General features: G+C 64.2%; 25 protein-coding genes. 12 read left to right on the plus strand and 13 right to left on the minus strand.

From position 1 onward, the window contains the following. Positions 1–68: 68 nt before the first annotated feature. From ACP7B7_RS21615 to ppc, 5 genes are all read right to left on the minus strand, one after another. Entirely contained in the window at positions 69–635 is a 567-nt protein-coding gene (locus ACP7B7_RS21615; protein WP_426078022.1) for a DUF6891 domain-containing protein, read from the minus strand. After that, the gene (locus ACP7B7_RS21620; protein ID WP_308921436.1) at positions 632–808 is read right to left on the minus strand and encodes a hypothetical protein; all 177 of its coding nucleotides are present in this window, start codon (positions 806–808) and stop codon (positions 632–634) included. The genes ACP7B7_RS21615 and ACP7B7_RS21620 overlap by 4 nt, the downstream gene beginning before the upstream one ends. 474 nt (positions 809–1,282) lie before the next feature. Continuing rightward, the gene (locus ACP7B7_RS21625) at positions 1,283–1,810 is read right to left on the minus strand and encodes a hypothetical protein (protein ID WP_426078023.1); all 528 of its coding nucleotides are present in this window, start codon (positions 1,808–1,810) and stop codon (positions 1,283–1,285) included. 93 nt (positions 1,811–1,903) lie between these two features. Next, the gene (gene pyk / locus ACP7B7_RS21630) at positions 1,904–3,364 is read right to left on the minus strand and encodes a pyruvate kinase (RefSeq protein WP_426078024.1); all 1,461 of its coding nucleotides are present in this window, start codon (positions 3,362–3,364) and stop codon (positions 1,904–1,906) included. Positions 3,365–3,441: 77 nt separating this feature from the next. After that, positions 3,442–6,195, minus strand: coding sequence for a phosphoenolpyruvate carboxylase (gene ppc / locus ACP7B7_RS21635; RefSeq protein WP_426078025.1), 2,754 nt, complete (start codon positions 6,193–6,195; stop codon positions 3,442–3,444). A gap of 333 nt (positions 6,196–6,528) precedes the next feature. Here ppc and ACP7B7_RS21640 point away from each other — a divergent pair, with 333 nt between their 5' ends. Then, positions 6,529–6,975 (plus strand): RrF2 family transcriptional regulator, encoded by a 447-nt coding sequence (locus ACP7B7_RS21640; protein WP_426078026.1) that lies wholly within the window; start codon positions 6,529–6,531, stop codon positions 6,973–6,975. Positions 6,976–6,986: 11 nt separating this feature from the next. Here ACP7B7_RS21640 and ACP7B7_RS21645 read toward each other — a convergent pair whose 3' ends face one another. From ACP7B7_RS21645 to ACP7B7_RS21670, 6 genes are all read right to left on the minus strand, one after another. Then, positions 6,987–9,443 carry an ATP-binding protein gene (locus tag ACP7B7_RS21645; RefSeq protein WP_426078027.1) on the minus strand — a complete coding sequence of 819 codons (2,457 nt, stop codon included), beginning with the start codon at positions 9,441–9,443 and terminating at the stop codon, positions 6,987–6,989. 140 nt (positions 9,444–9,583) lie between these two features. Next, a complete protein-coding gene (locus tag ACP7B7_RS21650) occupies positions 9,584–11,257 on the minus strand; it encodes a cation acetate symporter (protein WP_426078028.1) in 1,674 nt (557 codons plus the stop codon). Next, positions 11,254–11,562 (minus strand): DUF485 domain-containing protein, encoded by a 309-nt coding sequence (locus ACP7B7_RS21655; protein ID WP_426078029.1) that lies wholly within the window; start codon positions 11,560–11,562, stop codon positions 11,254–11,256. The genes ACP7B7_RS21650 and ACP7B7_RS21655 overlap by 4 nt, the downstream gene beginning before the upstream one ends. 107 nt (positions 11,563–11,669) lie before the next feature. Beyond that, positions 11,670–12,851 carry an NO-inducible flavohemoprotein gene (gene hmpA, locus ACP7B7_RS21660; RefSeq protein ID WP_426078030.1) on the minus strand — a complete coding sequence of 394 codons (1,182 nt, stop codon included), beginning with the start codon at positions 12,849–12,851 and terminating at the stop codon, positions 11,670–11,672. A gap of 39 nt (positions 12,852–12,890) precedes the next feature. Then, positions 12,891–13,301, minus strand: a complete 411-nt coding sequence (locus ACP7B7_RS21665; RefSeq protein WP_426078031.1) for a hemerythrin domain-containing protein — start codon at positions 13,299–13,301, stop codon at positions 12,891–12,893. Positions 13,302–13,421: 120 nt separating this feature from the next. Beyond that, positions 13,422–13,862: a winged helix-turn-helix transcriptional regulator gene (locus ACP7B7_RS21670; RefSeq protein WP_426078032.1), complete on the minus strand. Its 441-nt coding sequence runs from the start codon at positions 13,860–13,862 to the stop codon at positions 13,422–13,424. 104 nt (positions 13,863–13,966) lie between these two features. On the opposite strand from ACP7B7_RS21670, the gene ACP7B7_RS21675 reads away from it, so the two are divergent. The 10 genes from ACP7B7_RS21675 (at position 13,967) to ACP7B7_RS21720 (ending at position 23,999) form a co-directional block, all read left to right on the plus strand. Continuing rightward, positions 13,967–14,782, plus strand: coding sequence for an oxidoreductase (locus ACP7B7_RS21675; protein ID WP_426078033.1), 816 nt, complete (start codon positions 13,967–13,969; stop codon positions 14,780–14,782). 3 nt (positions 14,783–14,785) lie between these two features. Beyond that, positions 14,786–15,784: an NADP-dependent oxidoreductase gene (locus ACP7B7_RS21680; protein WP_426078034.1), complete on the plus strand. Its 999-nt coding sequence runs from the start codon at positions 14,786–14,788 to the stop codon at positions 15,782–15,784. Positions 15,785–15,959: 175 nt separating this feature from the next. Then, positions 15,960–16,838 (plus strand): STAS domain-containing protein, encoded by an 879-nt coding sequence (locus tag ACP7B7_RS21685; protein WP_426078035.1) that lies wholly within the window; start codon positions 15,960–15,962, stop codon positions 16,836–16,838. 7 nt (positions 16,839–16,845) lie between these two features. After that, entirely contained in the window at positions 16,846–17,208 is a 363-nt protein-coding gene (locus ACP7B7_RS21690) for an STAS domain-containing protein (RefSeq protein WP_426078036.1), read from the plus strand. Between the two features lie 34 nt (positions 17,209–17,242). Beyond that, a complete protein-coding gene (locus ACP7B7_RS21695; RefSeq protein WP_426078037.1) occupies positions 17,243–17,656 on the plus strand; it encodes an anti-sigma regulatory factor in 414 nt (137 codons plus the stop codon). Next, positions 17,653–18,735: an ATP-binding protein gene (locus ACP7B7_RS21700; protein ID WP_426078038.1), complete on the plus strand. Its 1,083-nt coding sequence runs from the start codon at positions 17,653–17,655 to the stop codon at positions 18,733–18,735. Before ACP7B7_RS21695 ends, ACP7B7_RS21700 begins: the two co-directional genes overlap by 4 nt. Positions 18,736–18,830: 95 nt before the next feature. After that, positions 18,831–20,555 carry an ATP-binding protein gene (locus ACP7B7_RS21705; protein ID WP_426078039.1) on the plus strand — a complete coding sequence of 575 codons (1,725 nt, stop codon included), beginning with the start codon at positions 18,831–18,833 and terminating at the stop codon, positions 20,553–20,555. Position 20,556: 1 nt separating this feature from the next. After that, positions 20,557–22,071: a response regulator gene (locus tag ACP7B7_RS21710; RefSeq protein ID WP_426078040.1), complete on the plus strand. Its 1,515-nt coding sequence runs from the start codon at positions 20,557–20,559 to the stop codon at positions 22,069–22,071. After that, positions 22,058–22,864, plus strand: coding sequence for a substrate-binding periplasmic protein (locus ACP7B7_RS21715; protein ID WP_426078041.1), 807 nt, complete (start codon positions 22,058–22,060; stop codon positions 22,862–22,864). Before ACP7B7_RS21710 ends, ACP7B7_RS21715 begins: the two co-directional genes overlap by 14 nt. Positions 22,865–22,877: 13 nt before the next feature. Further along, positions 22,878–23,999, plus strand: a complete 1,122-nt coding sequence (locus ACP7B7_RS21720) for a metallophosphoesterase (RefSeq protein ID WP_426078042.1) — start codon at positions 22,878–22,880, stop codon at positions 23,997–23,999. 51 nt (positions 24,000–24,050) lie between these two features. Here ACP7B7_RS21720 and ACP7B7_RS21725 read toward each other — a convergent pair whose 3' ends face one another. Then, a complete protein-coding gene (locus ACP7B7_RS21725) occupies positions 24,051–24,803 on the minus strand; it encodes a DUF4303 domain-containing protein (protein WP_426078043.1) in 753 nt (250 codons plus the stop codon). Positions 24,804–24,822: 19 nt separating this feature from the next. Further along, a complete protein-coding gene (locus ACP7B7_RS21730) occupies positions 24,823–25,746 on the minus strand; it encodes a LysR family transcriptional regulator (protein WP_308921459.1) in 924 nt (307 codons plus the stop codon). Between the two features lie 123 nt (positions 25,747–25,869). Between ACP7B7_RS21730 and ACP7B7_RS21735 the strand changes: the two genes are divergently transcribed. Then, positions 25,870–26,640: an SDR family oxidoreductase gene (locus ACP7B7_RS21735; RefSeq protein WP_426078044.1), complete on the plus strand. Its 771-nt coding sequence runs from the start codon at positions 25,870–25,872 to the stop codon at positions 26,638–26,640. Positions 26,641–26,658 lie beyond the last annotated feature (18 nt).

Raw genomic sequence — 26,658 nt, forward strand, 5'->3', positions numbered from 1 at the left:
CGACGGTTCTTATATGCGGTCCCGCACATATGGACGAATCAGGAAAATTGCGGCGCTTGCCGGCGCACTCAAGCTTGCGGCGTGGCCCGTCTTTTCCAGTCAAACGCCGGCAGATTGATCCTGGTCCGCGTCGAACCATCCCAGTCGACAGCAAAGCCGGCCTGGCGCAATGCTTCGGCAATCACCTGGCCCACCCGCACGCTGCGCGCCTCGTCGTCGGCAAGGTCGCCAAAGGCCAGCATCACGCCATGGCCCTCGATGGCGCGCTCGACATCCTGGCCGTGATAAAAACAAAACCCTGTGTAGTGCCCCTCGGGGGCGTCCGCCACGGCTTCGGCCACGTCGGAATGGCCATCGGACATGGTGTAGCCGGCGTTGGCCAGCGCGCAGATGCCCTGTTCATGCAGTGCGTAAAAGACCCTGTCGAGCCGGTCGCAATCGGTGACGGCCGGCCATTGACGTTCCGCCCGCTGTTTCTCGCGCAGGCAGGGGCCGATCAGCGATCTCAATTCGTCGACATCGCAATCGTCGTCCACGATATCGTCCATCATCTGCTCGATATCGCCCTGCGTATAAAACCCGGACCAGACCCATTGCCTGACGCTGTCGGCCACGTGTTGTTCGCTGTCGGTCATCCATCGTTCCGTTTCACGGGCTTGAGCGCCAGCACCAGGGGAATCGCGAGCGGCCCCAGCAAGGTCACCACCGCGGCCATGGAAGTGGTGGTTTTCAAGTTGCGGCGCTTGGCAATGAAGAGGCAGGCAAAAGCGGACATGGTCCAGATCAGGGCGGGAATATAGGCAGTCATGGCGCACTCCTCAGTCAGGTTATCGGAATAAAAGCCATCCTGACATGGATAGCTTGATGACACAATGCAGAATGACGTTTCGGCGCCATGGTTCGCCGCCAGCAGAGGAATTTTCAGCCATTCTTAAGCCTGGACATCACGCTTCCCGGCACCGCAAGCATAGCGCGTGGCCAGTTCCCCGGGACTGATGTCCAGTTCGCTGTGACTGAGCGGTTGTGATTCAGCTGGTTCAGGCATCGAGTGGGGTCGGTTGATTTTTCAGCTATCGGCGTCGGGCAGGCATCGCCTTCCACTACAGGCGATGCCTTGATTTCTGGTGCTGCTCGACCAGTATTTTGGCGGTCATCAAGGTCACGCCATACGCGAGTTTTCAAGTACTTTTCACATTGAAAAGAATACTACCAAGCAACGGTGCAAAAGCCCCCAAGCAGCCATTCAATGTGCGGAAATCTGTGGCGCGGCGCGTGTCTGGTATCAAGCCGTGCGCAAGCGAACGTTCTTGTGGATTTTAAAGTCGGCGCTACTGCTCGAATAATCAAGCACATCCAGACTGGCAATCGTCTTTTGGAGAAAGTCCAGCGACTCCGGTTTTTGTTTGCCGGACCAGTACCCCGGAGGCGCCAGCACGAAGCGCGCATTTTCGCCGTGGAAGATAATCGTGCCTTGCGCGCCATATTCAATTTTTCTCACCTGATCCCAGTCCATCCGGTAGCGGCCATGAATGGTGCGCTGCTCGATGTACTTCCCGGACATTTCAAAACTGCCGGCACTGGCCATCAGATAAAGTCCCATCAGCACGAAAACCATCCCGAATGCGGCGGTCGAATATTGCCCCTCCAATAATGCGCTCACGGCGCAGGTACCGAACAAGGCAGCGGCTGCAACACCAATAATGAGATACATGGGGACAGCGATACGATATGAATTGTTCAAGTCAGTTTCCAGCTTCTTTTTCCTGCAGGTTTCACCATCGTTGTCTGTCAGACCGGTGTTGTCGACCATGCAGCATCGTGCGGCCCTGCCTGCCGATAGTAGCATGAAAAAAGCCCGCTTCCAGTGGCAAGCGGGCTTCAACGGGGTTACAAATTACTCAGTTCAATGCTGGCCGATCTTGGTGATCTTCAGCGAGTTGGTGCCGCCCACCTTGCCCATCGGCTCGCCCCAGGTCAGTACCACGGTGTCGCCTTTCGACACCACCTTGTGCTCGACCAGCAGCGCTTCGGCCTGGCTCAGGACCTTGTCGCGGTCGGTGCCCGAACCCAGTTCGATGGTGCTGACGTTGCGGTACAAGGCCAGCTTGCGGCGCGTGGCCACGCTGGGCGTCAGCGCCACGATGGGGATATCGATATTGCAGCGGCTCATCCACAAGGCGGTCGAGCCCGACTCCGTCAGGGTGGCGATGGCTTTCACGCGCAGGTGGTAGGCGGTGAACAGGGCGCCATAGGCGATCGACTGGTCGATGCGGGTAAAGGTGGCGTTCAGGAAATCGGCATCGAGCTTGACAGTGTCCCATTTTTCCGCGTCCAGGCAGATGGCGGCCATCGCTTCGACGGTTTCGATCGGATAGCGGCCCGACGCGGTCTCGGCCGAGGTCATCACGGCGTCGGTGCCGTCCAGCACGGCGTTGGCCACGTCGGATACTTCGGCGCGGGTCGGCACGGCGTTGACGATCATCGATTCCATCATCTGCGTGGCGGTAATGGCCAGTTTATTGGACACGCGCGCCATCTTGATCATGCGCTTTTGCAGGGCCGGCACGGCCGCATTGCCCACTTCCACGGCCAGGTCGCCACGCGCGACCATGATGCCGTCGGAGGCGTCGAGGATTTCCTGCAGCGCGGGAATCGCTTCGGCGCGCTCGATCTTGGCGATCATCATCGGCTTGTGGTCCCACGCTTCGCCGGCGATATTGGCCAGCTGGCGCGCCATCACCATGTCGGTGGCGTTTTTCGGGAACGACACGGCCACGTAGTCGGCCTGGAAGCTCATGGCGGTCTTGACGTCTTCCATGTCTTTTGCCGTCAGTGCCGGTGCGGAGAGCCCGCCGCCCTGGCGGTTGATGCCCTTGTTGTTCGACAGCTCGCCGCCGATTTTCACGGTGGTGTGGATTTCGCTGCCGATGACCTTGTCGACCGTCAGCACGATCAGACCGTCATTCAACAACAGCACGTCGGCGGCGCGCAGGTCGCGCGGCAGTTCCTTGTAGTCCAGGCCGCAGCGTTCCTGGTTGCCCAGTTCGCCGTTTTCGCCCCATTTCGAGTCCAGCACGAACTTGGCGCCGTTTTCCAGGAAAATCTTGCCTTCTTCAAACTTGCCGACGCGAATTTTCGGACCTTGCAAGTCGGCCATGATGGCCACTTCGCGGCCGCACAGGGTCGCCGCTTCGCGCACCATGCGCGCGCGGTCGATATGGTCCTGCGCCTTGCCGTGCGAAAAATTCAGCCGCACCACGTCGACGCCGGCCTTGAACATGCGCACCAGGGTGTCGATGTCGTTGGAGGCGGGGCCGATGGTGGCGACGATCTTGGTCGCGCGTTGCTGGGTTTGCAGAGTCATGATGGGTGCTTTCTATAAAAGGTCATGCGACGGCCAGCCTTGTGGGCTGGCCGATTACACTGTTGGGGAGAGAATACTTAACCGCTGTTGCGCAAGCCCGCCGCAATGCCATTGATCGACAAATGGATGCCCGTACGTGCCGCCGCGTCCTGCTTGCCTTCGCGGAAGCGTTTCAGCAATTCCACCTGCACGTGGTTGAGCGGGTCGATATACGGGAAGCGGTGGCGGATCGAACGCTGCAGCAGCGGGTTGGCTTGCTGCAACTCTTCCTGGCCCGTGATCAGTTTCAGGGCGTCCAGCGTGGCCGCATATTCGGCGCGGATGCGCGTGAAAATGGCCGTGCGCAAGGCTTCGTCCTTGACCAGCTCGGCATACTTGCCGGCAATCGCGATATCGCTCTTGGCCAGCACCATATCCATGTTCGACAGCAGGGAGGTAAAGAATGGCCAGTCCTGGTACATGCCGCGCAGCAGTTCGGCGCCCGTGTCCGGATGCGCCTTGACATACGCTTGCACGGCCGAACCGAAACCGAACCAGCCCGGCAGCATCAAACGGCATTGCGCCCAGCTCAAGACCCAGGGAATCGCGCGCAGGTCTTCGATCGAGGTCGATTTCTTGCGCGAGGCCGGGCGGCTGCCGATATTCAACGCGGCGATTTCCGCGATCACGGTCGACTCCCAGAAATACTGCTCGAAGCCTTCGGTGCCGTAGACCAGCTCGCGATACGCGTTCAACGCCGTGCCCGAGAGTTCTTCCATCGCGGCCAGATGGCCGGCGCCGGCCGAGGCGCTAGGCTGCAGCTGTTCTTGCGGCAGCAGGGTCGATTGGATCGTTGCGGCGACCAGCACTTCCAGGTTGCGGCGCCCCACTTCCGGATTCGCATACTTGGCGGTAATGACTTCGCCCTGCTCCGTCAGGCGGATCTGGCCTTGCACGGCGCCGGCCGGCTGGGCCAGGATGGCTTCATAGCTGGGGCCGCCACCACGGCCGACCGAACCGCCGCGGCCATGGAACAAGCGCAGTTTGACCTGGTGCTCCCTGAACACGTTGACCAGTTCGATCTCCGCCTTGTACAGTTCCCAGCCCGAGGTCAGGAAACCGCCGTCCTTGTTGCTGTCCGAATAGCCCAGCATGACTTCCTGCTGGCGGCCACGCGAGGCCAGCAGGCCGCCGTAGAACGGCAGGCCAAACGCGCGCGCCATGATGGCCGGGCCGGCGCGCAAGTCGGCTATGGTTTCGAACAGCGGGATGATATTGACGTCCACTTCCAGCTTGTCCTGGCGCAGCAGACCCACTTCTTTCAGCAGCAGCGCCACTTCCAGCAGGTCCGACACGCTGGCCGCCTTCGAGATAATGCAGTTCGGCACCGACTCGCGGCCATATTTCGCATGCGCCTCGCGTACGGCGCGGAAGATGTCGAGCTCGCCCGTGGTTTCTTCCGAATACTGCGCATACGGCGACATCAGCAGGCGCGGCGAAGCCAGTTCCTTCAGCAGCAAGGCGATACGCGCTTCTTCGTCCAGCTCGAGGTAGGCCAGGCCAGGCTGCACGCCGGCAAACAGTTCGCCCACCACGCGCTCGTGTACGTCGGAATTCTGGCGCAGATCCAGCGGCGCCAGCGAAAAGCCGAACACCTTGACGGCGCGGCGCAGCTGGCGCAAGCGGCCACGGGCCAGCGCGCGCAGGCCGTTGGCCACCAGCGAGTGATGCACCACGTCCAGGTCGGCCAGCAGTTCGCCGGCCGAGGCGTATGGCTGCACGCCGTCAGCCTGCTTGCCCTTGCCACAAAGAACAAAACGCGCCGCTTCCACGCGCGCCACCACGCCGTGCAGGGCGCGGCGGTAGGGTTCATCGGCGCGGTGCGGCGAGGCGTCGGCCGAGCGTTCGGCCAGATCCGCCAGGTCCGCGCTGCAGCCATTGAGTTTTTGCGCCAGCGACAGTTGCGAAGCCAGTTTGCGCAATTCTTCCAGGTAGAAACCGAAGACCTTGCCGGCCTGCTGCTGCAAGGTGCTGCGCAGGATATCGGCCGTCACGAACGGGTTGCCGTCGCGGTCGCCACCGATCCAGCTGCCCACCTTCATAAAGTTGGGCAATTCGACGTCTTCCCAGCGCGCATCGCGCTGGGCCAGCATGGTTTCCAGCGAGGAATACAGCTGCGGCAGTTCGCGCAAGATCGTATGGTCGTAAAAGGACAGGCCGTTTTCCACCTCGTCCATCACCGACAGCTTGGTGGTGCGCAGCAAGCGCGTTTGCCACAGGGTGACGATGCCGCGCCCCAGCGCTTCCTCGTTCTGCTCGGCTTCCTCGGGCGTCATCTGCACGCGGTCGCGTTCGTTCAGCAGGCGCGCGATGGCCAGCTGGCAATTCTGGATGCTCTTGCGCTGTACTTCGGTCGGGTGCGCCGTGAAGACGGGGCTGACAAACGCGTCGTCGAAAAACGTTTCCAGCGCATCGGCCTTGCCGGCGTCAAACACATTGCCGACGGCATGGCGCAAGCTGCCCTGGCGCGGCGGCGAGCCGGCGATCAGATGGGCGCGCGTGCGGCGGATATGGTGCTGGTCTTCGGCAATATTGGCCAGCAGCGAGAAGTAGCTGAAGGCGCGGATGAGTTGCGTGGTTTCTTCCTGCGACATGCTTTCCAGCGCGTCGGACAATTGCGCGCGCGCCGCTTCATCATTGTCGCGGCGAAAACGGATCGCCAACTGACGCACGTTTTCGATGCCGTCGAAGGCGGCATCGCCCAGCTGGCTGCGGATGGCGTCGCCCAGCAGGCGGCCCAGCTGGCGGATATCACTGCTGAGCAGTTCGTCTTTTACTTCATTCATTTGCATGGTAGTCATTCCCGGGGCAGCCGCAAGCGGACCGCACTGATTGCGCATATGCACTTTCCGTCAAGGAAAACACATTCTTCAATTTGTAGTAAATTTACTTCAATGCCCTGGCATCTCCTTCATTATGCGCCCTTTTTCCATGCAAAAAGGGTGTTACAGGGCTTGCTGCCTGCTTGTTCGTGGGTTCTTGCTCCAACAATATGAAAATTTACTACGCATTTAGCCGAAATGCAATCTGCTTTTCATCCGCACGCCATGAAAACGACGTTCTTTTGCTGTATGCTGGCGCAAGAAACAAGGATGTATTCCACATCTTTACAACCTCAACTTGCCATGCGACTGACCGCCTATACCGACTACACCCTGCGCACCCTGATGTACCTGGGCGCCAACCGCGACCGGCTGGTCACCATCCAGGATATCGCCGACCTGCACCTGATTTCAAAAAATCATCTGATGAAGGTGGTGCATCAATTGGGCCTGTCCGGCATCGTGGAAACCGTGCGGGGCCGCAACGGCGGGCTGCGCCTGGCGCGCGAGCCGTCCGAGATCAATATCGGTACCGTGGTGAGGGAAACGGAAAGCGATTTTTTCATGGCCGAGTGTTTTAACAAGGAAAACAATACCTGCCCGCTGACACCCGACTGCAAGCTGAAATCAGCACTCGGCCAGGCCACGGGGGCCTTCCTGGCCGTACTGGACCAGGTGACCCTGGCGACCATCCTGGCGCCGGCGCCGGCCGCGCTGGCGGGCGTGATTCCCCTGAAACTGGCGAACTGAAACCGGCCGGTTCAGGACTGCGGCGGGCTGACCAGCAGCGCAAGCAGCGCCGGCAAATCCACCGGCTTGACCAGGTGATGATCAAAACCGGCGTCCAGCGCGCGCTGGCGGTCTTCCGCCTTGCCGTAGCCGGTCAGCGCCAGCAGCCGCGCCCGGGCGGTATCGGCGCTGGCGCGCAGGCGCCGCGCCAGCTCATAGCCATCCATGCCGGGCAAACCAATATCGAGGATATACACGTCGAAATGGCGCGCGGCCGCCAGGCGCAGCACGCTGGCGCCGTCATGGACGATGGTCACCTCGAAGCCGCGCGCCCGCAGCAAGGCGCCCAGCATCTGCGCGCCATCGACGTGGTCGTCCAGCAGCAACAGTGTCGGCAAGCTTGCACCAGCCGGCGGCAAGGTGTCCGCCGCGCCTGCCTGCACCGGCACGCTGTCGTGCGCCGCCGCACTGGAGAGCGGCAGACAGACAGTCAGGGTGCTGCCCTGGCCCAGCCCGCCGCTACGCGCCCGCGCGCTGCCGCCATGCAATTGGGCAATGCGCTGCACCAGCGCCAGGCCCAGCCCCAGGCCACCCTGGGCGCGGTCCGGCGTGCGCTCGGCCTGCACGAACAGCTCGAACACATGCGGCAGCAAATCGGCCGACATGCCGATGCCGTCGTCGCTGACGGTAATGCAGGCCTGGCCGTTTTCGAGCCGCAGGGACAGGCCGAGATGGCCGCCGGGCGGCGTATATTTGGCGGCATTGGCCAGCAGGTTGGCCACCACCTGTACCAGCCTGGTCCGGTCGCCATGCACCGGCAGCGGCGCCGGCGGCAAGGCCAGCGCCAGCTGGTGGCCGCGCACCTCGATCGCCGGGCGCACCTGTTCGATGGCGCCATGCAGCACCTCGCGCAGGTCGAGCACGCGCCGGTCCAGCCGCACCAGGCCGCGCGTCACGCGCGACACGTCGAGCAGATCATCGACCAGGTTGGTCAGGTGGCGCACCTGGCGCTGGATCACGCCGGCCGATTTTTGCACGCGCTGCGGGTCGCTTGCACCCAGCATCAGCAACTGCGCCGCGCTGCTGATGGGCGCCAGCGGATTGCGCAGCTCGTGCGCCAGCATTGCCAGAAATTCGTCCTTGCGCACGCCGAGCCGGCGCAGCTCGTCCTCGGCCCGCTTCTGGTCGTCGATATCGGTGCAGGTGCCCATCCAGCGTGTAATGCCGCCAAAGTGGTCGCGCACCGGCAAGGCCCTGCCCAGCACCCAGCGGTAGACGCCGCTGTGGTGGCGCAAGCGGTACTGGATTTCATAGACCTTGCCGCTGGCCAGGCTATCGTGCCAGGCGTCCCAGGCGCGCGCGCGGTCGTCGGGATGGAAAATATCGTTCCAGCCGCTGCCGTTGGTCGAGCCAGGCGGCACGCCCGTATAGCGGTACCATTGCTCGTTGTAGTAATCGTGGTAGCCGTCCGGCAAGGCCGACCACACCATCTGCGGCATGGCGTCGGTGATGATGCGAAACTTCGCTTCGCTCTGGCTCAGTGCCGCCGCGCCGCGCTCTCTCTCGGCCGCGATGCGGATGCGCGCCGCCACTTCCTTGACCAGCACCAGCTCTTCGGCCGTCCAGTGCCGCTCGCGCGCGTCGTTGACAAACAGCACGGCGACCAGTACGCCATCTTCCACCACCGGCACATTGACAAAGGCGGCCGCATCGCGCGCGCGCAGCATGGCCGCCGCAGGCGCCGTGCGCGGATCGTGGTCGACATTGGCAATCGCAATGAAACGATCGCGCTTGAGGTCATCGATGAAGGAGCCATAGCTGCGCAGCTCGGTGGTGCCGGCCAGGGTCCCGACGCCGGGCGCGCACCAGTCGCGCACGACGCCGAGCGTATCGCTGGCGTGATCGATGGTGCCATAGCCGACCCGGCTGGTGGCCAGCGCCTCGCCCAGGATGGCCGACGCCGCATGGCCGATCTCGCTCTCGCTCTTCAGGTCGCGCAGCGCGTCGGCCAGGTTGGCCAGCACATCGCGCAAGGTGTTTTTGCGCGGCAGGTAGAAATCCGTCAGCTCCTCGACCATATGCAGCAGGTAGGCCACGGCGCCATCGGCACCCGGCACCGGCGCGTTCTGCAGCTTCCAGTAGCGGGTCTGGAAATCGCCGCCATCTTCCTGCGTGGCGACATCGTAGCGCTGCAATTCCATCTTGTCGGCGCGCCCGGTAGCGCACACACGCAGCAGCGAGGCACGCAGATTGGCCGCGCCATCGGCATGCGGATCGTGGGGATTGCCGGGAAAGGCATCGAAGATATTGCGGCCCAGGATATCGGCCGCGCTGCGTCCGGCCAGCCGCAAATAAGCGGGATTGGCGGAAATGATGACCATCTGTGGCGTCATCACCACACAGGGCATGGGCATGGCCTGCAGAAACGGCTCGAAAGCCTGGGGACCTCCCTGGGCGGCGTCACAGGGAAAGGTCGGGGACGTATCCATACAACTTCAGGCTCCAGTCAGGCGTAACCGGAGACTATGCCACGATTGCCGCCAGACCGGGTGTTTATTTGGCGTGCAGAAAAAAAAGGCCGGTGCGCTGGACTGCGCACCGGCCCTTGCTTCACGCCATGCCGGTTACATCAATGCGCGCTGGCGCCGGCGGCGCCGATGCCCGTTTCCGAACGCATTTGCTGCGCTTCGTAGCCGGCGCGGTCGATGCGCGCGCGCGGGCTCTTGTCGAGCACCGAGAACAGCCAGATGCCGACGAAACCGGCCGTCATCGAGAACAGCGCCGGTGAAGCGTAGGGGAACAGCGCTTCCGGATGGCCCAGCACGTCGACCCATACGGATTTCGAGACCACCGTCAGGCCGACGGCAGTGATCAGGCCGAGGAAGCCGCCGATGGTGGCGCCGCGCGTGGTGCAGTCTTTCCACAGCACCGACATGAACAGCACCGGGAAGTTGGCCGAAGCGGCAATCGCGAAGGCCAGCGAGACCATGAAGGCGATGTTCTGCTTTTCAAACGCGATGCCCAGCACCACGGCGATAATGCCCAGCACGATGGTGGTCACGCGCGACACTTTCAACTCATTCGCGCCGGTGGCCTTGCCCTTCTTGATGACGGTGGCGTACAGGTCATGCGACACCGCCGAGGCGCCCGACAGGGTCAGGCCGGCCACCACCGCCAGGATGGTGGCGAAGGCCACGGCCGACATAAAGCCCAGGAACACATTGCCGCCAACCGCCTTGGCCAGGTGCACCGCCGCCATATTGTTACCGCCCAGCAGTTTGCCGGCCGCATCCTTGAACTCGGGATTGGTGCTGACCAGCACGATGGCGCCGAAACCGATGATAAAGGTGAGGATGTAGAAATAGGCGATCCAGGTGGTGGCCCAGAACACGGATTTGCGCGCCTCCTTGGCGCTCGGCACCGTGAAGAAACGCATCAGGATGTGCGGCAGGCCGGCCGTGCCGAACATCAGCGCCATGCCGAACGAGATGGCGGAAATCGGGTCCTTGATAAAGCTGCCGGGGCCCATGATGGCTTCCTTGGCGGCGTGCACGTCAACCGACTTGGCGAACAGCGCTTCCGGGCTGAAGTTGAACTGCGCCAGCACGGCCACGGCCATGAAGGTGGCGCCGCCCAGCAGCATCACCGCCTTGATGATCTGCACCCAGGTGGTGGCCGTCATGCCGCCAAACAGCACGTAGATCATCATCAAGGTACCGACCAGCACCACGGCGATCCAGTATTCCAGGCCGAACAGCAGCTTGATCAGCTGGCCCGCGCCGACCATCTGCGCGATCAGGTAAAACGCCACCACCACCAGCGTGCCGGAAGCGGAAAAGATGCGGATCGGCGCCTGTTTGAAGCGATACGCCGCGACGTCGGCAAAGGTATAACGGCCCAGGTTGCGCAGGCGTTCGGCCATCAAAAAGGTAATGATGGGCCAGCCGACCAGGAAACCGATGGCGTAGATCAGGCCATCGTAGCCGTTCAGGAACACGGCGGCGGAAATGCCGAGGAACGAGGCGGCCGACATATAGTCGCCGGCGATCGCCAGGCCGTTCTGGAAGCCGGTGATGCCGCCGCCGGCCGTATAGAAGTCGGAGGCCGACTTGGTCTTGGCGGCCGCCCACTTGGTGACGAACAGGGTAAAGATGACGAACACGGCGAACATGATGATCGCGGTCCAGTTGGTCGGTTGCTGCACCGCCTGGCCCAGGTCGGCGCCGGCGGCCAGCACGCTGCCGCTGCCGGCCAACAGGGTCAATGCGGCCAGGCCGCGCCGGAATTGGCTGGCGGCGCTCATGCTTGCACCCGCTTGGCGATGGCGGCCGTCAGGTCGTCGAACTGCTTGTTGGCGCGGCTGACATAAATTCCGGTCACCACGACCGTAAAGACGATCACGAACAGGCCGATCGGCATGCCCCAGGTCATCACGCCGGCGCCGGTTTTCGAGGCGAGAAATTCCTTGTTGAAGGCGATCAGCAGGATGTAGCCGTAATAGACCACCATCATCGCGGCTGTCAGCCACCAGCCGAACGTCGAGCGTACCTTGACCAGCTTGTGATAATTGGGGTCGCCCTTGATTTTTTGAACCAGATCGTCTTGCATTTTGTTGCCTCCATTTATATGAAACCATGCTCTTTTGTTTCGAGCTTGGCTTCACAATAAAGGGCGAGGCTTACCCGCCCCTTACGGCGGGCAGGTTTTCTTCATTTTCAGTTCAGGGCGGACGCGGGGCCGAAAAACTCGTGGTGGGTCTGGCTTTCCGGCACGCCCAGCTCGCGCAGATAGCCTTTCACGGCGCGCATGAACGGTTGCGGCCCCAGGAAATAGGCGTCGATATCGCGCGAGGCAGGCAACCACGCGGCCAGGGTCTCCCGGTTCAGCAAACCGATCGCGTCCGGCGCATGCTCCGCGCCGCCATGCTCGGCGTAGCAGTAAAAGCGCTTCAGTTGCGGATGCTGCGCGGCCAGCGCGTCGATCTGCGCGCGGAACGCATGCACGCCGTGGTGGCGCGCCGCATGGATGAAGTGCACCGGGCGCGTGCCGCGCAGCGCCTGCGCCAGCATGGCCAGGGTCGGCGTGATGCCCACGCCGCCGCTGATCAGGACCAGAGGCTTGCTGGACTCGGCGAGCACGAACTCGCCCGACGGCGGCGTCAGCTGCACCGTGCCACCCGCCTGTACCTGGTCATGAAAATAATTCGATACCTTGCCGCCCGGCTCGCGCTTGACGCTGATGCGGTACGTCTCGCCATTGCTGGCGGCCGACAGCGAATACTGGCGCCGCATCGGCACGCCGTCGACGCTGACCACCACGCCGATATACTGGCCCGGCGCAAAGGCCAGCACCGGCTTGCCGTCCACCGGCGCCATCAGGAACGAGGTGATCTCTTCGCTCTCTTCCACCTTGCTGACGACCTGAAAATCGCGCGCGCCGCTCCAGCCGCCCGGCGCATTGGCCTGTTCTTTATAGATGCGGCCTTCCTCGCCGGCCAGGATATCGGCCAGCTGGCCATAGGCCGCGCCCCAGGCCTCGATCACGGCGTCGGTGGCGACGTCCTCGCCCAGCACTTCGCGAATCGCTTTCAGCAGGCTGGCGCCCACCAGCGGATAGTGTTCGGCGCGGATCTGCAGCGCCACGTGCTTGTTGATGATGGTGGCCACCAGGCCGCCCAGCGCGTCGAGCTTGTCGATATGGCGCGCATAGGCCAGCACGCCATTGGCCAGCGCGCGCTGCTGCTCGCCGCTGTGCTGGTGCGCCTGGTTAAAGTACGGCAGCACTTCCGGATAATCGCGGAACAGGCCCTTGTAGAAGTGCCGGGTCAGCGCTTCGCCGCCCTGTTCGAGGATGGGGACGGTGGCGGTGACGATGTCGCGTTGTGGCTGGGTCAGCATGCAGGACTCCTGTGGAAATTGGTAAGGGGATGTGGAAAATCAGATGGCTTCGACAGCCGGATACAGCTCCGTGTCTTCGCGCCGCATGCGCTGGTACAGGGCGTGCAGCACCAGGTTGGCCTCGCTGCGGAACGCTTCCGGTTCCTGCGCCAGGCGCACCGCCGTATTCCAGCGGCCGGCAAAGGCCAGGTAGTCGCCAGCGATGCCCTGCATTTCGTTTTCATACTGGCGGCCCAGGCGCGCCACTTTCGCCACGCCGCACGCCTGCACGGCCGGATACAGGAAGCGCTGCTCGACGGCCAGGTGCAGCTTGATCAAGCCGCTCATGGCGACGATCTGTTCGGCGATCGCCTGCGATTGCAGCGCCACGCCGCTGCGCGCCAGCCCGCGCAGCTGATCGATGGCCGACAGGATGGCCACGTGTTCATGTTTGAATTTGTCGATATTCATGGTTGTTCTCTTTGTTCTTTTCAAGTCGAGTGATGCCAGTGTAGCGCTTTTCGCATAAACATGCAAATCATATACATGTTTAAAACCGCAGGCGAACCGAGCGCCTTGCGCCCTGCCCTTTTACACTTTGGGAACCTCCAGGCGCAGCGGACGCGTGCCGATGCGCTGGCCCGTCACTTCATCGATCACCACCGGCCTGACTTCCGTCCCGGTCCCGGCATCGAAGATACGCGACAGCTGGCCGTCGCAGCGATGCCGCCGGCCCCACTCGCCCAGCATGAACAGCACCGGCAGCAAGTCGCGCCCGGCCTCGGTCAGCAAGTACTCTTCGCGCGTCGTTTCGGAGTAGCGGTGCTTTTCCAGCAGCCCCTCCTGCGTCAGGCTGGCCAGGCGGCGCGTCAGCATGGTCGGCACGATGCGCAGGCTCTTGCGGAACTGGTCGAAGCGGGTCAGGCCGGCATGCGCGTCGCGCAGGATCAAGAGGCTCCAGGCATCGCCAAACACGGCCAGGCTGCGGGCGATGGGACACGCCCCCTTGGCGGAATTATTTTCAGTATTCATGGCTAGTGTTTACTTTTACTTTCAAAATGATAGTAATATTCGTACTGAAAAGATAGTAACACGAACCCGTTCATCGCACCAACCATCACCACCAGGAGTCCTTCATGCATCAAGCAACCCAGCGTGTGGCGCTCGTTACCGGCGCCTCGTCCGGCATCGGCCAGGCCACCGCGCAGCACCTGGCCCAGGCCGGCTACCGCGTCTTCGGCACCAGCCGCCGCGCGGCGACACAGACCGATCCAAACGTCGAGATGCTGGCGCTCGACGTCACCAGCGACGACTCGGTCGCAGCGCTGGTCAACGACGTGATGCGGCGCGCCGGCCGCATCGACCTGTTGGTCAATAACGCCGGTTTCGGCGTGGCGCCGGCCGCCGCCGAGGAAAGTTCGCTGGAGCAGGCGCGCGCCATCTTCGACACCAATTTTTTCGGCCTGGTGCGCATGACGCGCGCCGTGGCGCCGCACATGCGCGCGCAGGTCAGCGGCCATATCATCAATATCGGCTCGGTGCTGGGCTTTTTGCCGATGCCCTACATGGCGCTGTACTCGGCCAGCAAGCATGCGGTGGCCGGCTATTCGGAAGCGCTCGACCATGAACTGCGCACGATGGGCGTGCGCGTCTCGGTGGTGGAACCTGCCTATATCAATACCCCGTTCGACGCCAACCTGATGGCGCCCGACGCACCGCTGGCCGCCTACCGCGCCATCTGCGAAAAAGTCGCGCAGCGCGTCAAGCAGGTGCTGGCCGGCGCCGATGGCCCCGAAGTGGTGGCGCGGATCATCGTCAAGGCGGCCGGCGCGCACAAGCCGCAATTGCGCTACACGCCGGGACTGGCCAATCGCATGCGGCTGCTGCGCCGTTTCGCGCCGGCCAGCGTGCTCGACGCGGGCGTGCGCAACGACCTGCGGCTGGAGGGCTGAAGCATGCAAGCCTATCTGCTCGAAGCCTATGGCAAGCAACTGCGCCTGGCCGATATCGCCGAACCGGTGCTGGCCGACGATGAAGTACTGGTGCAGGTGCACGCGGCCGGCGTCAACCTGCTGGACGCGAAAATCAGGAATGGCGAATTCAAGCTGATCCTGCCCTACCAGCTGCCGCTGGTGCTCGGCCACGACGTGGCCGGCACAGTGCTGCAAGTGGGCGCGAAGGTCAGCGGTTTCAACGTGGGCGACGAGGTCTATGCGCGCCCCGGCGACATGCGCATCGGCGCGTTTGCCGAACGCATCGCCGTCAAGGAAAAGGCGCTGGCGCGCAAGCCGGCCAGCCTGACGATGGAGCAAGCGGCCAGCCTGCCGCTGGTGGGGCTGACGGCCTGGCAGGCGCTGGTGGAAGTCGCCAAGCTGCAACCGGGGCAAAAAGTGTTTATCCAGGCCGGTTCCGGCGGCGTGGGCAGCTTTGCGATCCAGCTGGCCAGGCACCTGGGCGCATTTATCGCCACCACCACCAGCGCGGCGAACGCGGCCTGGGTGAAGGCACTGGGCGCCGACCTGGTGATCGATTACCGCAAGGACGATTTTGCCACCATGCTGCGCGATTACGATGTGGTGCTGCACAGCCAGGACAGCGCCACATTGGCCAGGTCGCTGGGCGTGCTCAAGCCGGGCGGCCGCCTGATCTCGATTTCCGGCCCGCCCGATCCGGCCTTTGCGCACAAGCTGGGCGCGCCGTGGTTCGTGAAACTGGTGGTGCGCCTGCTGAGCGCCGGCGTGCGCCGCAAGGCGCGCCGGCAGCAGGTGCACTATGATTTTTTGTTCATGCGGGCCGATGGCGGGCAACTGCGCCAGATCGCCGCACTGGTCGACGCGGGCGCGATCCGGCCGGTGATCGAGCGCGTGTTCCCGTTCGCCGACACAGCGCAGGCGCTGGCGCATGTCGAGACGGGCCGCGCGAAAGGCAAGGTGGTGATCGCCATGAAAAACTGAATTTTTCAGGATGAATGTAAAAAAGTCTCGTCCTTTGCTGTAATGTACACAAGAGTGCGTCAAAAATCGGCTGGCACAGCCTATAATCCGATCTCGACAGACTGTGTCCCGGCGCCGCTACCGAGCGGCGTTGACGGGGCGAACGGCACACCAACATTAGCAGCCAAGGATGAGCATGAACACAGAGACAGGCGCGGGCCAGGCCAGGCAACTGGCCAGCATTATCAGCCAACACCAAACCCAATTGCTGGAAGGCTGGATGGCCGACCTGATCGGCCGCCTGATGCGCCGTGACAAGATCGCCGAAAACGAGCTGCGCCAGCAGGCGGCACAATTCCTGCCGTCGCTGGCCAGCGCGCTGGAGTCCAGCGACTCCTTCGACATCGAAGCGCGCGCCTGGGACGACACGCGCCAGCTGCTGACCGAGATTTCGCAGTCGCGCGTACGCCAGGGCTATTCGCCGATCGACACGGCCAGCTTCATCTTCTCGCTCAAGGAACCGCTGTTCGGCTACCTGCGCGCGGCCCTGAGCGGCACGCCCGAACTGCTCGGCGACGCCATCGTCAATACCAGCAACCTGTTCGACAAGCTGGGCCTCTTGACCATCGAGATCTATCAAAAGGCGCGCGAACAGGTCATCCTGCGCCAGCAGCAGGAATTGCTGGAGCTGTCCACGCCGGTGGTGCAACTGTGGCAAAACGTGCTGGCCCTGCCGCTGATCGGCACGCTCGACAGCGCCCGCACCCAGGTGGTGATGGAAAGCCTGCTGCAGAAAATCGTCGATACCGGCGCCCTGATCGCCATCATCGACATCACCGGCGTGCCGACGGTCGACACCCTGGTCGCCCAGCATCTGCTGAAAACCATCGCCGCCGCACGCCTGATGGGCGCCGACTGCATCATCAGCGGCATCCGCCCGCAGATCGCGCAAACCATCGTGCACCTGGGCGTCAACCTGGAAGACGTGATCACCAAGGCCACGCTGGCGGACGCCTTCGTGGTGGCGCTGAAACGCACCGGTTCGACGATTACCTACTCGCAGCAACAACACTGAGGCGTCCATGGAGAGAATTCCCATTTTGCGCATGGGCCGGCTGCTGCTGGTCACGATCCAGGTGGACATGCATGACCGCCTGGCCATGACCTTGCAGGACGACCTGACGGCGCGCATCGTCAAGGACCGCGCCACCGGCGTGCTGATCGACATTTCCGCGCTCGACATCGTCGACTCCTTTATCGGCCGCATGATCAGCAATACGGCGGCGATGGCCAAGATCCTCGACGCACGCACGGTAGTGGTCGGCATGCAGCCGGCCGTCGCCATCACGCTGGTGGAACTGGGCCTGACGCTCGACGGCGTCAGCACGGCGCTGAACGTGGAACTGGGGATCAAGCTGCTCGAGCGGGGCAGCCTGTGGGGTTGAGGGCGCATGGGCGCACAACCATCACGGGTGCACCATGAGTGACCCTGGCCAGGCGCAGGTGCTGCCGCTGCATACGGATGAAGACGTGGTACGGCTGCGCAAGCAGGTCCGCGAAAGCATGATCGCCATGCGTTTCGGCCTGGTCGAGCAGACCAAGTACATCACGGCGGCCAGCGAACTGGCGCGCAATGTGCTGCGCTATGGCGGCGGCGGCGAAGGCCGCATCAATTATTTGCGCGACGGCAGCCGCCAGGGCCTCGAGCTCAGTTTCAGCGACCAGGGTCCCGGCATCGCCGATATCGCGCTGGCGCTGTCCGACGGCTATACCAGCGGCGGCGGCCTGGGGCTGGGACTGGGCGGCGCCAAGCGCCTGTCCGATGAATTCCAGATCGACACCGCACCCGGTGCCGGCACCACCGTCACGATCGTGAAATGGAAGCTGTTTTGAACCTCGCCACACCTTTGCCCGCACTCTCGCCGGACGCGTTCAGGCAACAACGCTTTGCCATCGGCGAACCGAGCGAAATCGCCGCGGCGCGCCGTGCCGGCACGACCCTGGCGCGCCGTATCGGCTTTGACGACGTGCGCGCCGGCCAGCTGGCAATCGTCATCAGCGAAGCGGCCACCAATATCGTCAAGCACGCCGGCCACGGTGAAATCCTGCTGCGCAAGGTCACGCGCGGTGGCGCCAGCGGCATCGAGGTGCTGGCCATCGACAAGGGACCGGGCATGCGCAACGTGGCCCAATACATGGAGGACGGCCAGTCGACGGCCGGCACCTACGGCGTGGGCCTGGGCGCGATCCGCCGCCTGAGCCAGGAATTCGACCTGTATTCCCTGCCCGGCCTGGGTACGGTGCTGATGATGGTGGTGTGGGGCCCGAGCGCCAATGCCGCCATCCCCACCGCCCCCGACTGGCAGATCGGCGCCGTCTGCCTGCCCCTGGCTTCCGAGGAAGTCAGCGGCGACGCCTGGAACGTGGTGTGCGAAGGCCATGAACTGAGCCTGATGATGGCCGATGGCCTGGGCCACGGCCCGCATGCGGCACAGGCATCGGAAACGGCCAGCGCCCTGCTGGAAAACAGCGCGCCTGGCCTGGCGCCGATGCCGGGGGCTTTTTTGAAACTGGCGCACGCCGCGCTGGGCGGCACGCGCGGCGCGGCCATGGCGGTTGCGCATGTCGACAGCGAACGGCGCGAACTGCGCTATGCCGGCGTCGGCAATATCGCCGCCTGCACCTTCGATGCCGGGCAATGCCGGCATCTGCTGTCGCATAACGGCATCGTCGGCAGCAACCTGCGCAAGGTGCAGGAGTTCCAGCATCCCTGGCAAACCGGCACCTTGCTGGTGATGCATTCGGATGGCCTGCACACGCGCTGGGATCTCGACCAGTACCCGGGCCTGTCGCACTGCCACCCGGCCCTGATCGCCGCCGTGCTGTACCGCGATTTTACACGTGGTCGCGACGACGTCGGCGTGGTGGTGCTGCGCGAGCATCTCGCGCACGACGCGCTGGAGGCGGCATGACCCAGCGCATCCTGACGGCGGTGATCGGCAATGAACTCGACGTGGTGGGCGCGCGCCAGCGGGCGCGCCAGATCGCCGCCCTGTGAGGCTTTGGCGTGCAGGACCAGGTGCGCATCGCCACGGCGGTGTCGGAGCTGGCGCGCAATGTCTGGAACTACGCCGGTACCGGCAAGATCCACTTCGCCATCGAGGGCAGCACGGCGCCGCAGGTGTTTGCCATCCGCATCGAGGACCGTGGCCCCGGCATCGCCCAGCTCGACCACATCCTGGCCGGCCAGTACGAGTCGCAAACCGGCATGGGCCTGGGCATCCTGGGCGCGCGCCGCCTGATGGACCGTTTCCATATACACAGCGTGCCGGGCAAAGGTACGGACATCACGCTGCAAAAGTTTTTCCCGCGCGAGGCGCCGCTGCTGACCGGACCGGCCATCGGCGCGCTCTCCGGCAGCCTGCAGGCGCTGCCTTCCGACATCACCTTGTCCGAAGTGCAGCAGCAGAACCATGAGTTGCTGGCCACGCTGGCCGAACTGAAGACGCGCCAGGATGAACTGCTGCAGCTGACGCGCGAGCTGGAAGACACCAACCGCGGGGTGGTGGCGCTGTATGCGGAACTCGACGAAAAGGCCGACCACCTGCGCCGTGCCGACCAGATGAAGTCGCGCTTCTTGTCGAACATGAGCCATGAATTCCGCACGCCCCTCAGCTCCATCCGCGCGCTGGCCAAGCTGCTGATCGACAGGGTCGACGGCGAGCTGTCGACGGAACAGGAAAAACAGGTGATGTTCATCCTGCAAAGCGCGGTCGGCCTGAACGACCTGGTGAACGACCTGCTGGACCTGGCCAAGATCGAAGCGGGCAAGGTCGACGTGCACGCCAATACCTTCAATGTGGCCGACCTGTTCAGCGCCCTGCGCGGCATGCTGCGCCCGCTGCTGGTGTCCGAATCGCTGAACCTGACCTTCATCGACCCCGATCCGGCGCTGGAAATGCATACCGATGAAGGCAAGCTGTCGCAGATCCTGCGCAACTTCATCTCGAATGCGCTGAAGTTCACCGAAACGGGCGCCATCATCGTCAGCGCCACGCCGCTGCCGCAGGAAGGCATGATCCGCTTTTCCGTGTCCGACACAGGCCTGGGCATCAGCGCCGAGGACCAGCAATTCATCTTCGAAGAATTCAGCCAGGTGGAAAACCACCTGCAGCGCAGGGTCAAGGGGACTGGCCTGGGGCTGCCGCTATGCCGCAATCTGGCGACCCTGCTTGATGGCAGCGTCGCCGTGGACAGCACGCCCGGCGTCGGTTCGGTGTTTTCGGTTACCCTGCCGGTCCGGCATGACGCCGGCACGGGCGACGACGCTGCGCCACAGGCGGCGCAAGAAACCGCGCGCGACCAGCGCATCCCCGTGCTGGTGGTGGAGGACAATGCGCCGATACGCCTGCTGTATGAAAAATTCCTGGCCGAGACCGAGTTTCGCGCCATGTTCGCGCGCAGCGTACGCGAAGCCGTCGAGCTGTGGGAGCAGGACCGCCCCGCCGCCGTCATTCTCGACATCCTGCTGCACGGCGAAAACTCCTGGCACTGGCTGGCGGAACTGAAAAACGATCCGCTGCGGCGCCAGGTACCTGTCATTATCGCTACCGAAATCGAGGACGAGCGCAAGGGACTGGCGCTGGGCGCCGATGCCTATTACATCAAGCCCCTGCTGCAAGCACAACTACTGTCGACCCTGCGCACCTTGACACAGCATGGCGCCGGCGCAAAGACGCAAGCAGCGATGCAGGACGCGCCGCGCCGCATGGCAACTCAACCTGGGAACTAGCATGGCTCCGTACAATAATGGCGATGCACTGATACTCAACGTCGATGACAGCGACGGCGCGCGCTACGCCAAGTCGCGCATCCTCACGCGCGCCGGCTTCAATGAGATCGAGGCGTCGAATGGCGGCGACGCCCTGCTGCGCGCGGCCAGGGACCGTCCGGCCCTGATCCTGCTCGACGTCAAGCTGCCCGACATCAACGGCCTGGAAGTGTGCCGCCGGCTGAAGGACAACCCTGACACCAACACCATCCTGGTGCTGCAGACGTCGGCCTCCTTTATCGGCACCGCCGACAAGATCCGCGCGCTCGATGGCGGCGCCGACAATTACCTGGTCGAGCCGATCGAACCCGATGAACTGATCGCCAACGTCAATGCCCTGCTGCGCCTTGGCCGCGTGGAGCGCGAACTGCGCGAGGTGGACCGGCGCAAGGACGAATTCCTGGCCACCCTGGCGCACGAGCTGCGCAATCCGCTGGGGCCGATCCGCACGGCGCTGGCGCTGCTGCGCAAGCTCGATCCGGATGTGCCGGCGATGCAGGAGAACGCCCGCGCCACCATCGGCCGCCATACCGACCACCTGGTGCGCCTGGTCGACGACCTGCTCGACGTGTCGCGCATTTCGCAGGGCAAGATCTCGCTGCAGTGGGAACGGGTCAGCCTGGCCAGCATCGTGAAAAGCGCGCTGGAAACCAGTTCGCACATCGTCACCGGACGCGGCCATGCTCTGAGCGTGGCGCTGCCGCAGGAAGCACTGTGGGTGCACGGCGACCCGGTGCGCCTGTCGCAAATCGTCGCCAACCTGCTGCTCAACGCGGCCAAGTTTACCGCGCCGGGCGGCGCCATCAGCATCGGTGCCGAGCGCGAGGGCGACCGAGTGCGGATCCGTCTGGAGGACAACGGCATCGGCATCGCCGCCGCCAGCATCGACACCATCTTCGGCCTGTTCGAGCAGAGCGGCCACGCGCCGGACCGGGTGCAGGACGGCCTGGGCATCGGCCTGTCGCTGGTGCGCAAGCTGGTGGAACTGCACGGCGGCCAGGTCACCGTGCAAAGCCCCGGCGTGGGCCTGGGCAGCACGTTTGAAATCGATCTGCCGCTCGACCTGACGGCCGCGCCGCAGGCCGTGGCGCCGGTCGAGCCGCCGGCCGGCAGCAGCAAGCGCATCCTGGTGGTCGACGACAATGAGGACGCGGCCGACACCCTGGCCGAACTGCTGGAACTCGACGGCCACGAAGTGCGCACCGCCTACACCGGCGCGCAGGCGATCGAACGCACCTTTGCATTCAGGCCCGACATCGTCTTCCTCGATATCGGCCTGCCCGACATCAATGGCCACGAGGTGGCTGGCAAGCTGCGCCAGCTGGCGATCCCGCAAGACTTCCTGCTGATCGCGCTGACCGGCTACGGCCAGGAACACGACCGGCGCGCGGCGCTGGCCGCCGGCTTCAACGACCACTTTGCCAAGCCCGTCGATTTCGACAAGCTGGCCACCCTGGGGCTGCATGTTGGCAGATAGGCTGCGCTCGATCGCTCGCATTGCACTGTGCTTTTTGCTGCCGGCACTGGCATCGGCCGCGCCCGCACCTGCTGCAAGCGACGCGCTGCCGGCCAGCCTGGTGTGCCACGACGACCTGTTCGCACCCTATTTCATGCAGAACGACGGCCGCATCGAAGGGCTGAACGTCGATGTGCTGCGCGAGGCGGCCAGCCGGATTGGCATCGCCATCGCGTTTCGCGCCACGCCCTGGCGCCGCCTGGAAAGCGAGCTGGCCAAACCCGGCGGCACCGTCGATTGCGCCTTCGCCATGAGCCGCACGGCGCGGCGCGAACAATACCTGGAATTTGGCAAGGTAGCGCTGCAGCCGACCGAATATGCGCTGTTCGTGCGCCAGGGCGAGGCCACGCCATCGGCCATGCGCCTGGAGGACATGGCCGGCAAGGTGATCGGCGTGCGCGCCGGCTTTCGCCTGCCGGACGAGATCGTGGCCGGCGCTGCCAGCGGGCGCTGGAGCCTGGCCGAAGTGCCGACCGATGCGGTCAACTTCCAGAAGCTGGCCCTGCACCGCGTCGATGCCGTGCTGGCCGACAGCTATGTGGGCCTGTACACGCTGCGCCAGCTGAAACTGCCAGGCATCGTCCGCGTGGCGCCGCCGGTGACGCGCTTCGACACCTATCTGGTTTTCCGCAAGAGCGGCCATTCCGCCGCGCTGGCGGCCGCCTTCGACCGCGCCTTCACCCGCATGCGCCAGGACGGCACCTTTGCGCGCCTCACTTCATCCTACCTGGGCCTCGACGCCCTGACACCCTGACCATCAATCCGCCATGAGCCTGCGCCCACCCCTGCTACGCATCACCATGATCCTGGGCGCCCTGCACGCCGTGCTTGGTTATCTGCTGCTGCCGGCCTTGCCGGTCGGCCTGGCCGGCTGGCTGCTGGGCGGCGTGGTGCTGCTGGCCTCGACCATGCTGATGCCGATGACGATTTTTTCGCGCGCCCTCACCAATGACACGCGCCTGGCCGACCGCCTGAGCTGGGCCGGTTCGCTGTGCATGGGCTTTTTTTCCTCGCTGTTCGTGCTGGCCGTGCTGCGCGAACTGCTGATGCTGTACCCGCCGGCGCGCCTGCATGCACAGGCAAGCGCCATCGCCGTACTGTGCCTGGCCCTGCTGGCAACCGTTATCGGTTTCATCAACGCGCGCAGGATCGCCCGTGTCAAGGACGTCAGGGTCGCCATCGCCGGGCTGCCGCCGGCGCTGCACGGCTTTACCATCGTGCAACTGAGCGACATCCATGTCGGCGCCACCATCAAGCGCGCCTGGGTCGAGGCGATGGTCAGGCGCGCCAACAGCCTGAACGCCGACGCGATCGCGATCACCGGCGACGTGGTCGACGGCACCGTGCCGCAACTGGGCCCGCATACAGCGCCATTGGCCGATCTGCGCGCCCGTCATGGCGTCTTCCTGGTCACCGGCAACCACGAATACTATTCCGGCGCCGCGCCCTGGGTAGCCGAATTTCGGCGCCTGGGCTTGACGGTGCTGATGAATGAACACCAGGTGCTGGAGCACGACGGCGCGCAGCTGGTCATGGCCGGCGTCACCGACTTCAACGCCGCGCATTTCGACCCGGCCCAGTCCAGCGACCCGCAAGCGGCCATCGCCGGCGCGCCACCGGGTAGCCCGCGCATCCTGCTGGCGCACCAGCCGCGCAGCGCGCCGGCAGCGGAAACAGCCGGCTTCGACCTGCAGTTGTCCGGCCACACCCACGGCGGCCAGTTCTGGCCCTGGAATTTGTTCGTGCCGCTGCAGCAGCCATATGTGGCGGGTTTGCACCGCAGTGGCCAGCTGCAGGTCTATGTCAGCCGCGGCACCGGATACTGGGGACCGCCGAAGCGCGTGGGGGCGCCGGCGGAGATTACGAGGATTGTGCTGGTGGGGAAATAGCGTGCTTTATTATCACCCCAACCCCGGAATTTGCTTTTGGGTTAAAAATTCTTACTCATCCCAGCTCGCCATCCAGTCATGCAGCCGCTTTACCATCTGCGGCGTATTCAACCGCTCCATTACACCATCGAGTTCCTCGCTATCGCTGACCTCGAACAGTACCAGCGTCTCTTCTCGCTCCAGGCCAGTGCCAAACAAGCCTTCCTTGCCCAGCTGCGCCAAAGCCGCAATGCAAGCCTCGAAGGCGGCGTCACGGAATTCGGCGAATTCAACCTCGAACGGCAAATCCCGGTGCGCCTGCAACAGCAGGCGATAAGCGCTATCAAAATACGCGCCACCCTCGTCAAACTGCCATTCGCCGGGATTCCACAGCATCTCGTCCTCGTCTTCGGCGGTGGCCAGCGCTTCGCGGCTGTTGGCCAGCAGCGAAATGGTCATGGCGCTGTCGTCGCTCAGCAAGGCATATGCGTTGAAATGCTGGCCGGGGTGGGCGGCGCGCAAAGCCGTCACGGCCTGGCGCGTGGCGGTGACGAGCAAGGTTTGCAGCAGCGGCGCATCGAATACGGCGGGGTCGATCACGCTGGCGCGCGCCAGCGTGTAGCCTTCGCTCAGCGCCGCCGCGCAAAGGGCGGCATACGCGGCCCGCGCTTCCGCTTCGCCAGTATGCGCGGTGCGGGTTTCCTCGCCCCAGGTCATGGCCGCGCCTTCCGCGCTCCAGACGGTGGAATCAAACACGCGTACTTCGCGAAACTGCGCGGGCGCCGCGCCGTCGTAACGGTAAAACAGGCTGTAGTTGCTGCTCATGCGATGGCGTGTCCTTATATTAATCCGGGGTTATCTGCGCCGCAAAATCCTGCTGGCGGAACTGCTCCAGCAGGTAGTCGACGAAGACGCGTGTCTTGGCGGGCAGCAGTTTCTTGCCGGGATAGTATAGCGACAAGGGGCCGGAGTCGGCGCGCCAGCCGGGCAGCAGGCGGATCAGGGCGCCGCTGCGCAAATGCGCCAGCGCATGCGGCATCGGCAGCAGGGCCACGCCGACGCCGTCGATGGCCGCCATCGCCATCGCTTCCGGGTCGTCGAAGATGGCGCGCGGCCGGCATTCGGCCACGCCTTCGCCGCCACGGCCATCGTGCAGCACCCAGCTGCGCAGGCGCCCGCTGCCGGCCGAGCGGCGTATCACGCCGTCCCATTGCGCCAGCTCGGACGGATGTGTGGGCATGGCCTTGCCGCGCATGAAATCCGGCGACGCCGTGGCGACGATATGCGCGTGGCCCAGTTCGCGCGCCACCACGCCCGGCGTCAGCTCGATGCCGCCGCCGATGGCCACGTCAAAGCCCTCGCCGACCATGTCCACCTGGCGGTTGTCGAAATGGCAGTCGGGAATCACGCCCGGATAGCGGCGGACGAATTCGGCCAGCAGCGGCACCACATAGCTGCGGCCGAACGATGGCGCCAGGCTGATTTTCAGGATGCCGGCCGGCTGGCCGCCTTCCTCGCTGACGTCGGCTATCGCTTCATGCAAGGTGGCCAGCGCGCCACTGATCTGCTGCAGGAAACGCTCGCCCCCTTCGGTCAGGGTCAGCTTGCGCGTGCTGCGCTGGAACAGGCGCAGGCCCAGGCTGGCCTCCAGGCGCGCCACGTTCTTGCTGACGGCGGCGGGCGTCAGCCCCAGGCGGCGCGCGGCCGCCGAAAAGCTGCCGGCCTCGGCCGACAACACGAATGATTGCAAATGATTGAGCGCTTCCATGCCGCCATTCTACCTGCTCAGTTGATACCAATGGTTGAAAGTGATTGTCGCGATTACCGGCTAGCGCACAAGGAACAACAGGCAGATACTGGCTGCTCCCAACCCACTCTTTGAAAGCCCATCATGACCGCTACCAACACCACCACCGCCCTGCCCCTGTCATTTACCGGCAAAACCGCGTTTGTCACCGGCGGCTCGCGCGGCATCGGCGCCGCCATCGTGCGCCGCCTGGCACGCCAGGGCGCCCATGTCGTCTTCACCTATCAAAGCTCGAGCAAGGAAGCCGAAGCGCTGGCCGCCGCCGTGCAGGCGGACGGTGGCCAGGCGCAGGCGGTAAAAGCCGATGCGGCCGATGCGCAAGCCCTGTCGGCGGCCGTCACCGAGTCGGCAAAGTTGACCGGCAAGCTCGATATCCTGGTCAATAACGCCGGTGTCTTCGTGCCTGGCGCGATTGACGATTTTTCACTGGAAGACTTTGACAAGACACTGGCCGTCAATGTGCGCGCCGTGTTTGTCGCCATCAAGGCCGCCGTGCCGCTGATGCCGTCGGGCGGGCGCATCATCAATATCGGCAGCACCAATGCGCACCGCATGCCGTTCGCCGGCGCGGCCGCCTACGCCATGAGCAAGTCGGCCTTGTCCGGCCTGACGCAAGGCCTGTCACGCGACCTCGGTCCGCGCGGCATCACCATCAACAATGTCGAACCCGGTCCGGTCGCCACCGACATGAACCCGCCCACCGGCGACTTTGCCGACCTGATGCACGGCCTGATGGCCCTGCCGCGCCACGGCACCGGCGAGGAAATCGCCGGCATGGTGGCCTACCTGGCCAGCGAGGAAGCCGCCTTCGTGACCGGCGCCGGCTTGAAAATCGACGGCGGCTTCGCTGCCTGATTTCCCGCCACGGCCCCG

The sequence above is a fragment of the Janthinobacterium sp. PSPC3-1 genome (assembly GCF_049896105.1).
In the GTDB taxonomy this organism is placed as follows: domain Bacteria; phylum Pseudomonadota; class Gammaproteobacteria; order Burkholderiales; family Burkholderiaceae_D; genus Janthinobacterium.

Coding starts and splice junctions, on each gene's coding strand:
- ACP7B7_RS21615 (WP_426078022.1), bottom strand. CDS start 635: ATGACCGACAGCGAACAACACGTGGCCGACAGCGTCAGGCAATGGGTC.
- ACP7B7_RS21620 (WP_308921436.1), bottom strand. CDS start 808: ATGACTGCCTATATTCCCGCCCTGATCTGGACCATGTCCGCTTTTGCC.
- ACP7B7_RS21625 (WP_426078023.1), bottom strand. CDS start 1,810: ATGGTCGACAACACCGGTCTGACAGACAACGATGGTGAAACCTGCAGG.
- pyk (WP_426078024.1), bottom strand. CDS start 3,364: ATGACTCTGCAAACCCAGCAACGCGCGACCAAGATCGTCGCCACCATC.
- ppc (WP_426078025.1), bottom strand. CDS start 6,195: ATGCAAATGAATGAAGTAAAAGACGAACTGCTCAGCAGTGATATCCGC.
- ACP7B7_RS21640 (WP_426078026.1), top strand. CDS start 6,529: ATGCGACTGACCGCCTATACCGACTACACCCTGCGCACCCTGATGTAC.
- ACP7B7_RS21645 (WP_426078027.1), bottom strand. CDS start 9,443: ATGGATACGTCCCCGACCTTTCCCTGTGACGCCGCCCAGGGAGGTCCC.
- ACP7B7_RS21650 (WP_426078028.1), bottom strand. CDS start 11,257: ATGAGCGCCGCCAGCCAATTCCGGCGCGGCCTGGCCGCATTGACCCTG.
- ACP7B7_RS21655 (WP_426078029.1), bottom strand. CDS start 11,562: ATGCAAGACGATCTGGTTCAAAAAATCAAGGGCGACCCCAATTATCAC.
- hmpA (WP_426078030.1), bottom strand. CDS start 12,851: ATGCTGACCCAGCCACAACGCGACATCGTCACCGCCACCGTCCCCATC.
- ACP7B7_RS21665 (WP_426078031.1), bottom strand. CDS start 13,301: ATGAATATCGACAAATTCAAACATGAACACGTGGCCATCCTGTCGGCC.
- ACP7B7_RS21670 (WP_426078032.1), bottom strand. CDS start 13,862: ATGAATACTGAAAATAATTCCGCCAAGGGGGCGTGTCCCATCGCCCGC.
- ACP7B7_RS21675 (WP_426078033.1), top strand. CDS start 13,967: ATGCATCAAGCAACCCAGCGTGTGGCGCTCGTTACCGGCGCCTCGTCC.
- ACP7B7_RS21680 (WP_426078034.1), top strand. CDS start 14,786: ATGCAAGCCTATCTGCTCGAAGCCTATGGCAAGCAACTGCGCCTGGCC.
- ACP7B7_RS21685 (WP_426078035.1), top strand. CDS start 15,960: ATGAACACAGAGACAGGCGCGGGCCAGGCCAGGCAACTGGCCAGCATT.
- ACP7B7_RS21690 (WP_426078036.1), top strand. CDS start 16,846: ATGGAGAGAATTCCCATTTTGCGCATGGGCCGGCTGCTGCTGGTCACG.
- ACP7B7_RS21695 (WP_426078037.1), top strand. CDS start 17,243: ATGAGTGACCCTGGCCAGGCGCAGGTGCTGCCGCTGCATACGGATGAA.
- ACP7B7_RS21710 (WP_426078040.1), top strand. CDS start 20,557: ATGGCTCCGTACAATAATGGCGATGCACTGATACTCAACGTCGATGAC.
- ACP7B7_RS21715 (WP_426078041.1), top strand. CDS start 22,058: ATGTTGGCAGATAGGCTGCGCTCGATCGCTCGCATTGCACTGTGCTTT.
- ACP7B7_RS21720 (WP_426078042.1), top strand. CDS start 22,878: ATGAGCCTGCGCCCACCCCTGCTACGCATCACCATGATCCTGGGCGCC.
- ACP7B7_RS21725 (WP_426078043.1), bottom strand. CDS start 24,803: ATGAGCAGCAACTACAGCCTGTTTTACCGTTACGACGGCGCGGCGCCC.
- ACP7B7_RS21730 (WP_308921459.1), bottom strand. CDS start 25,746: ATGGAAGCGCTCAATCATTTGCAATCATTCGTGTTGTCGGCCGAGGCC.
- ACP7B7_RS21735 (WP_426078044.1), top strand. CDS start 25,870: ATGACCGCTACCAACACCACCACCGCCCTGCCCCTGTCATTTACCGGC.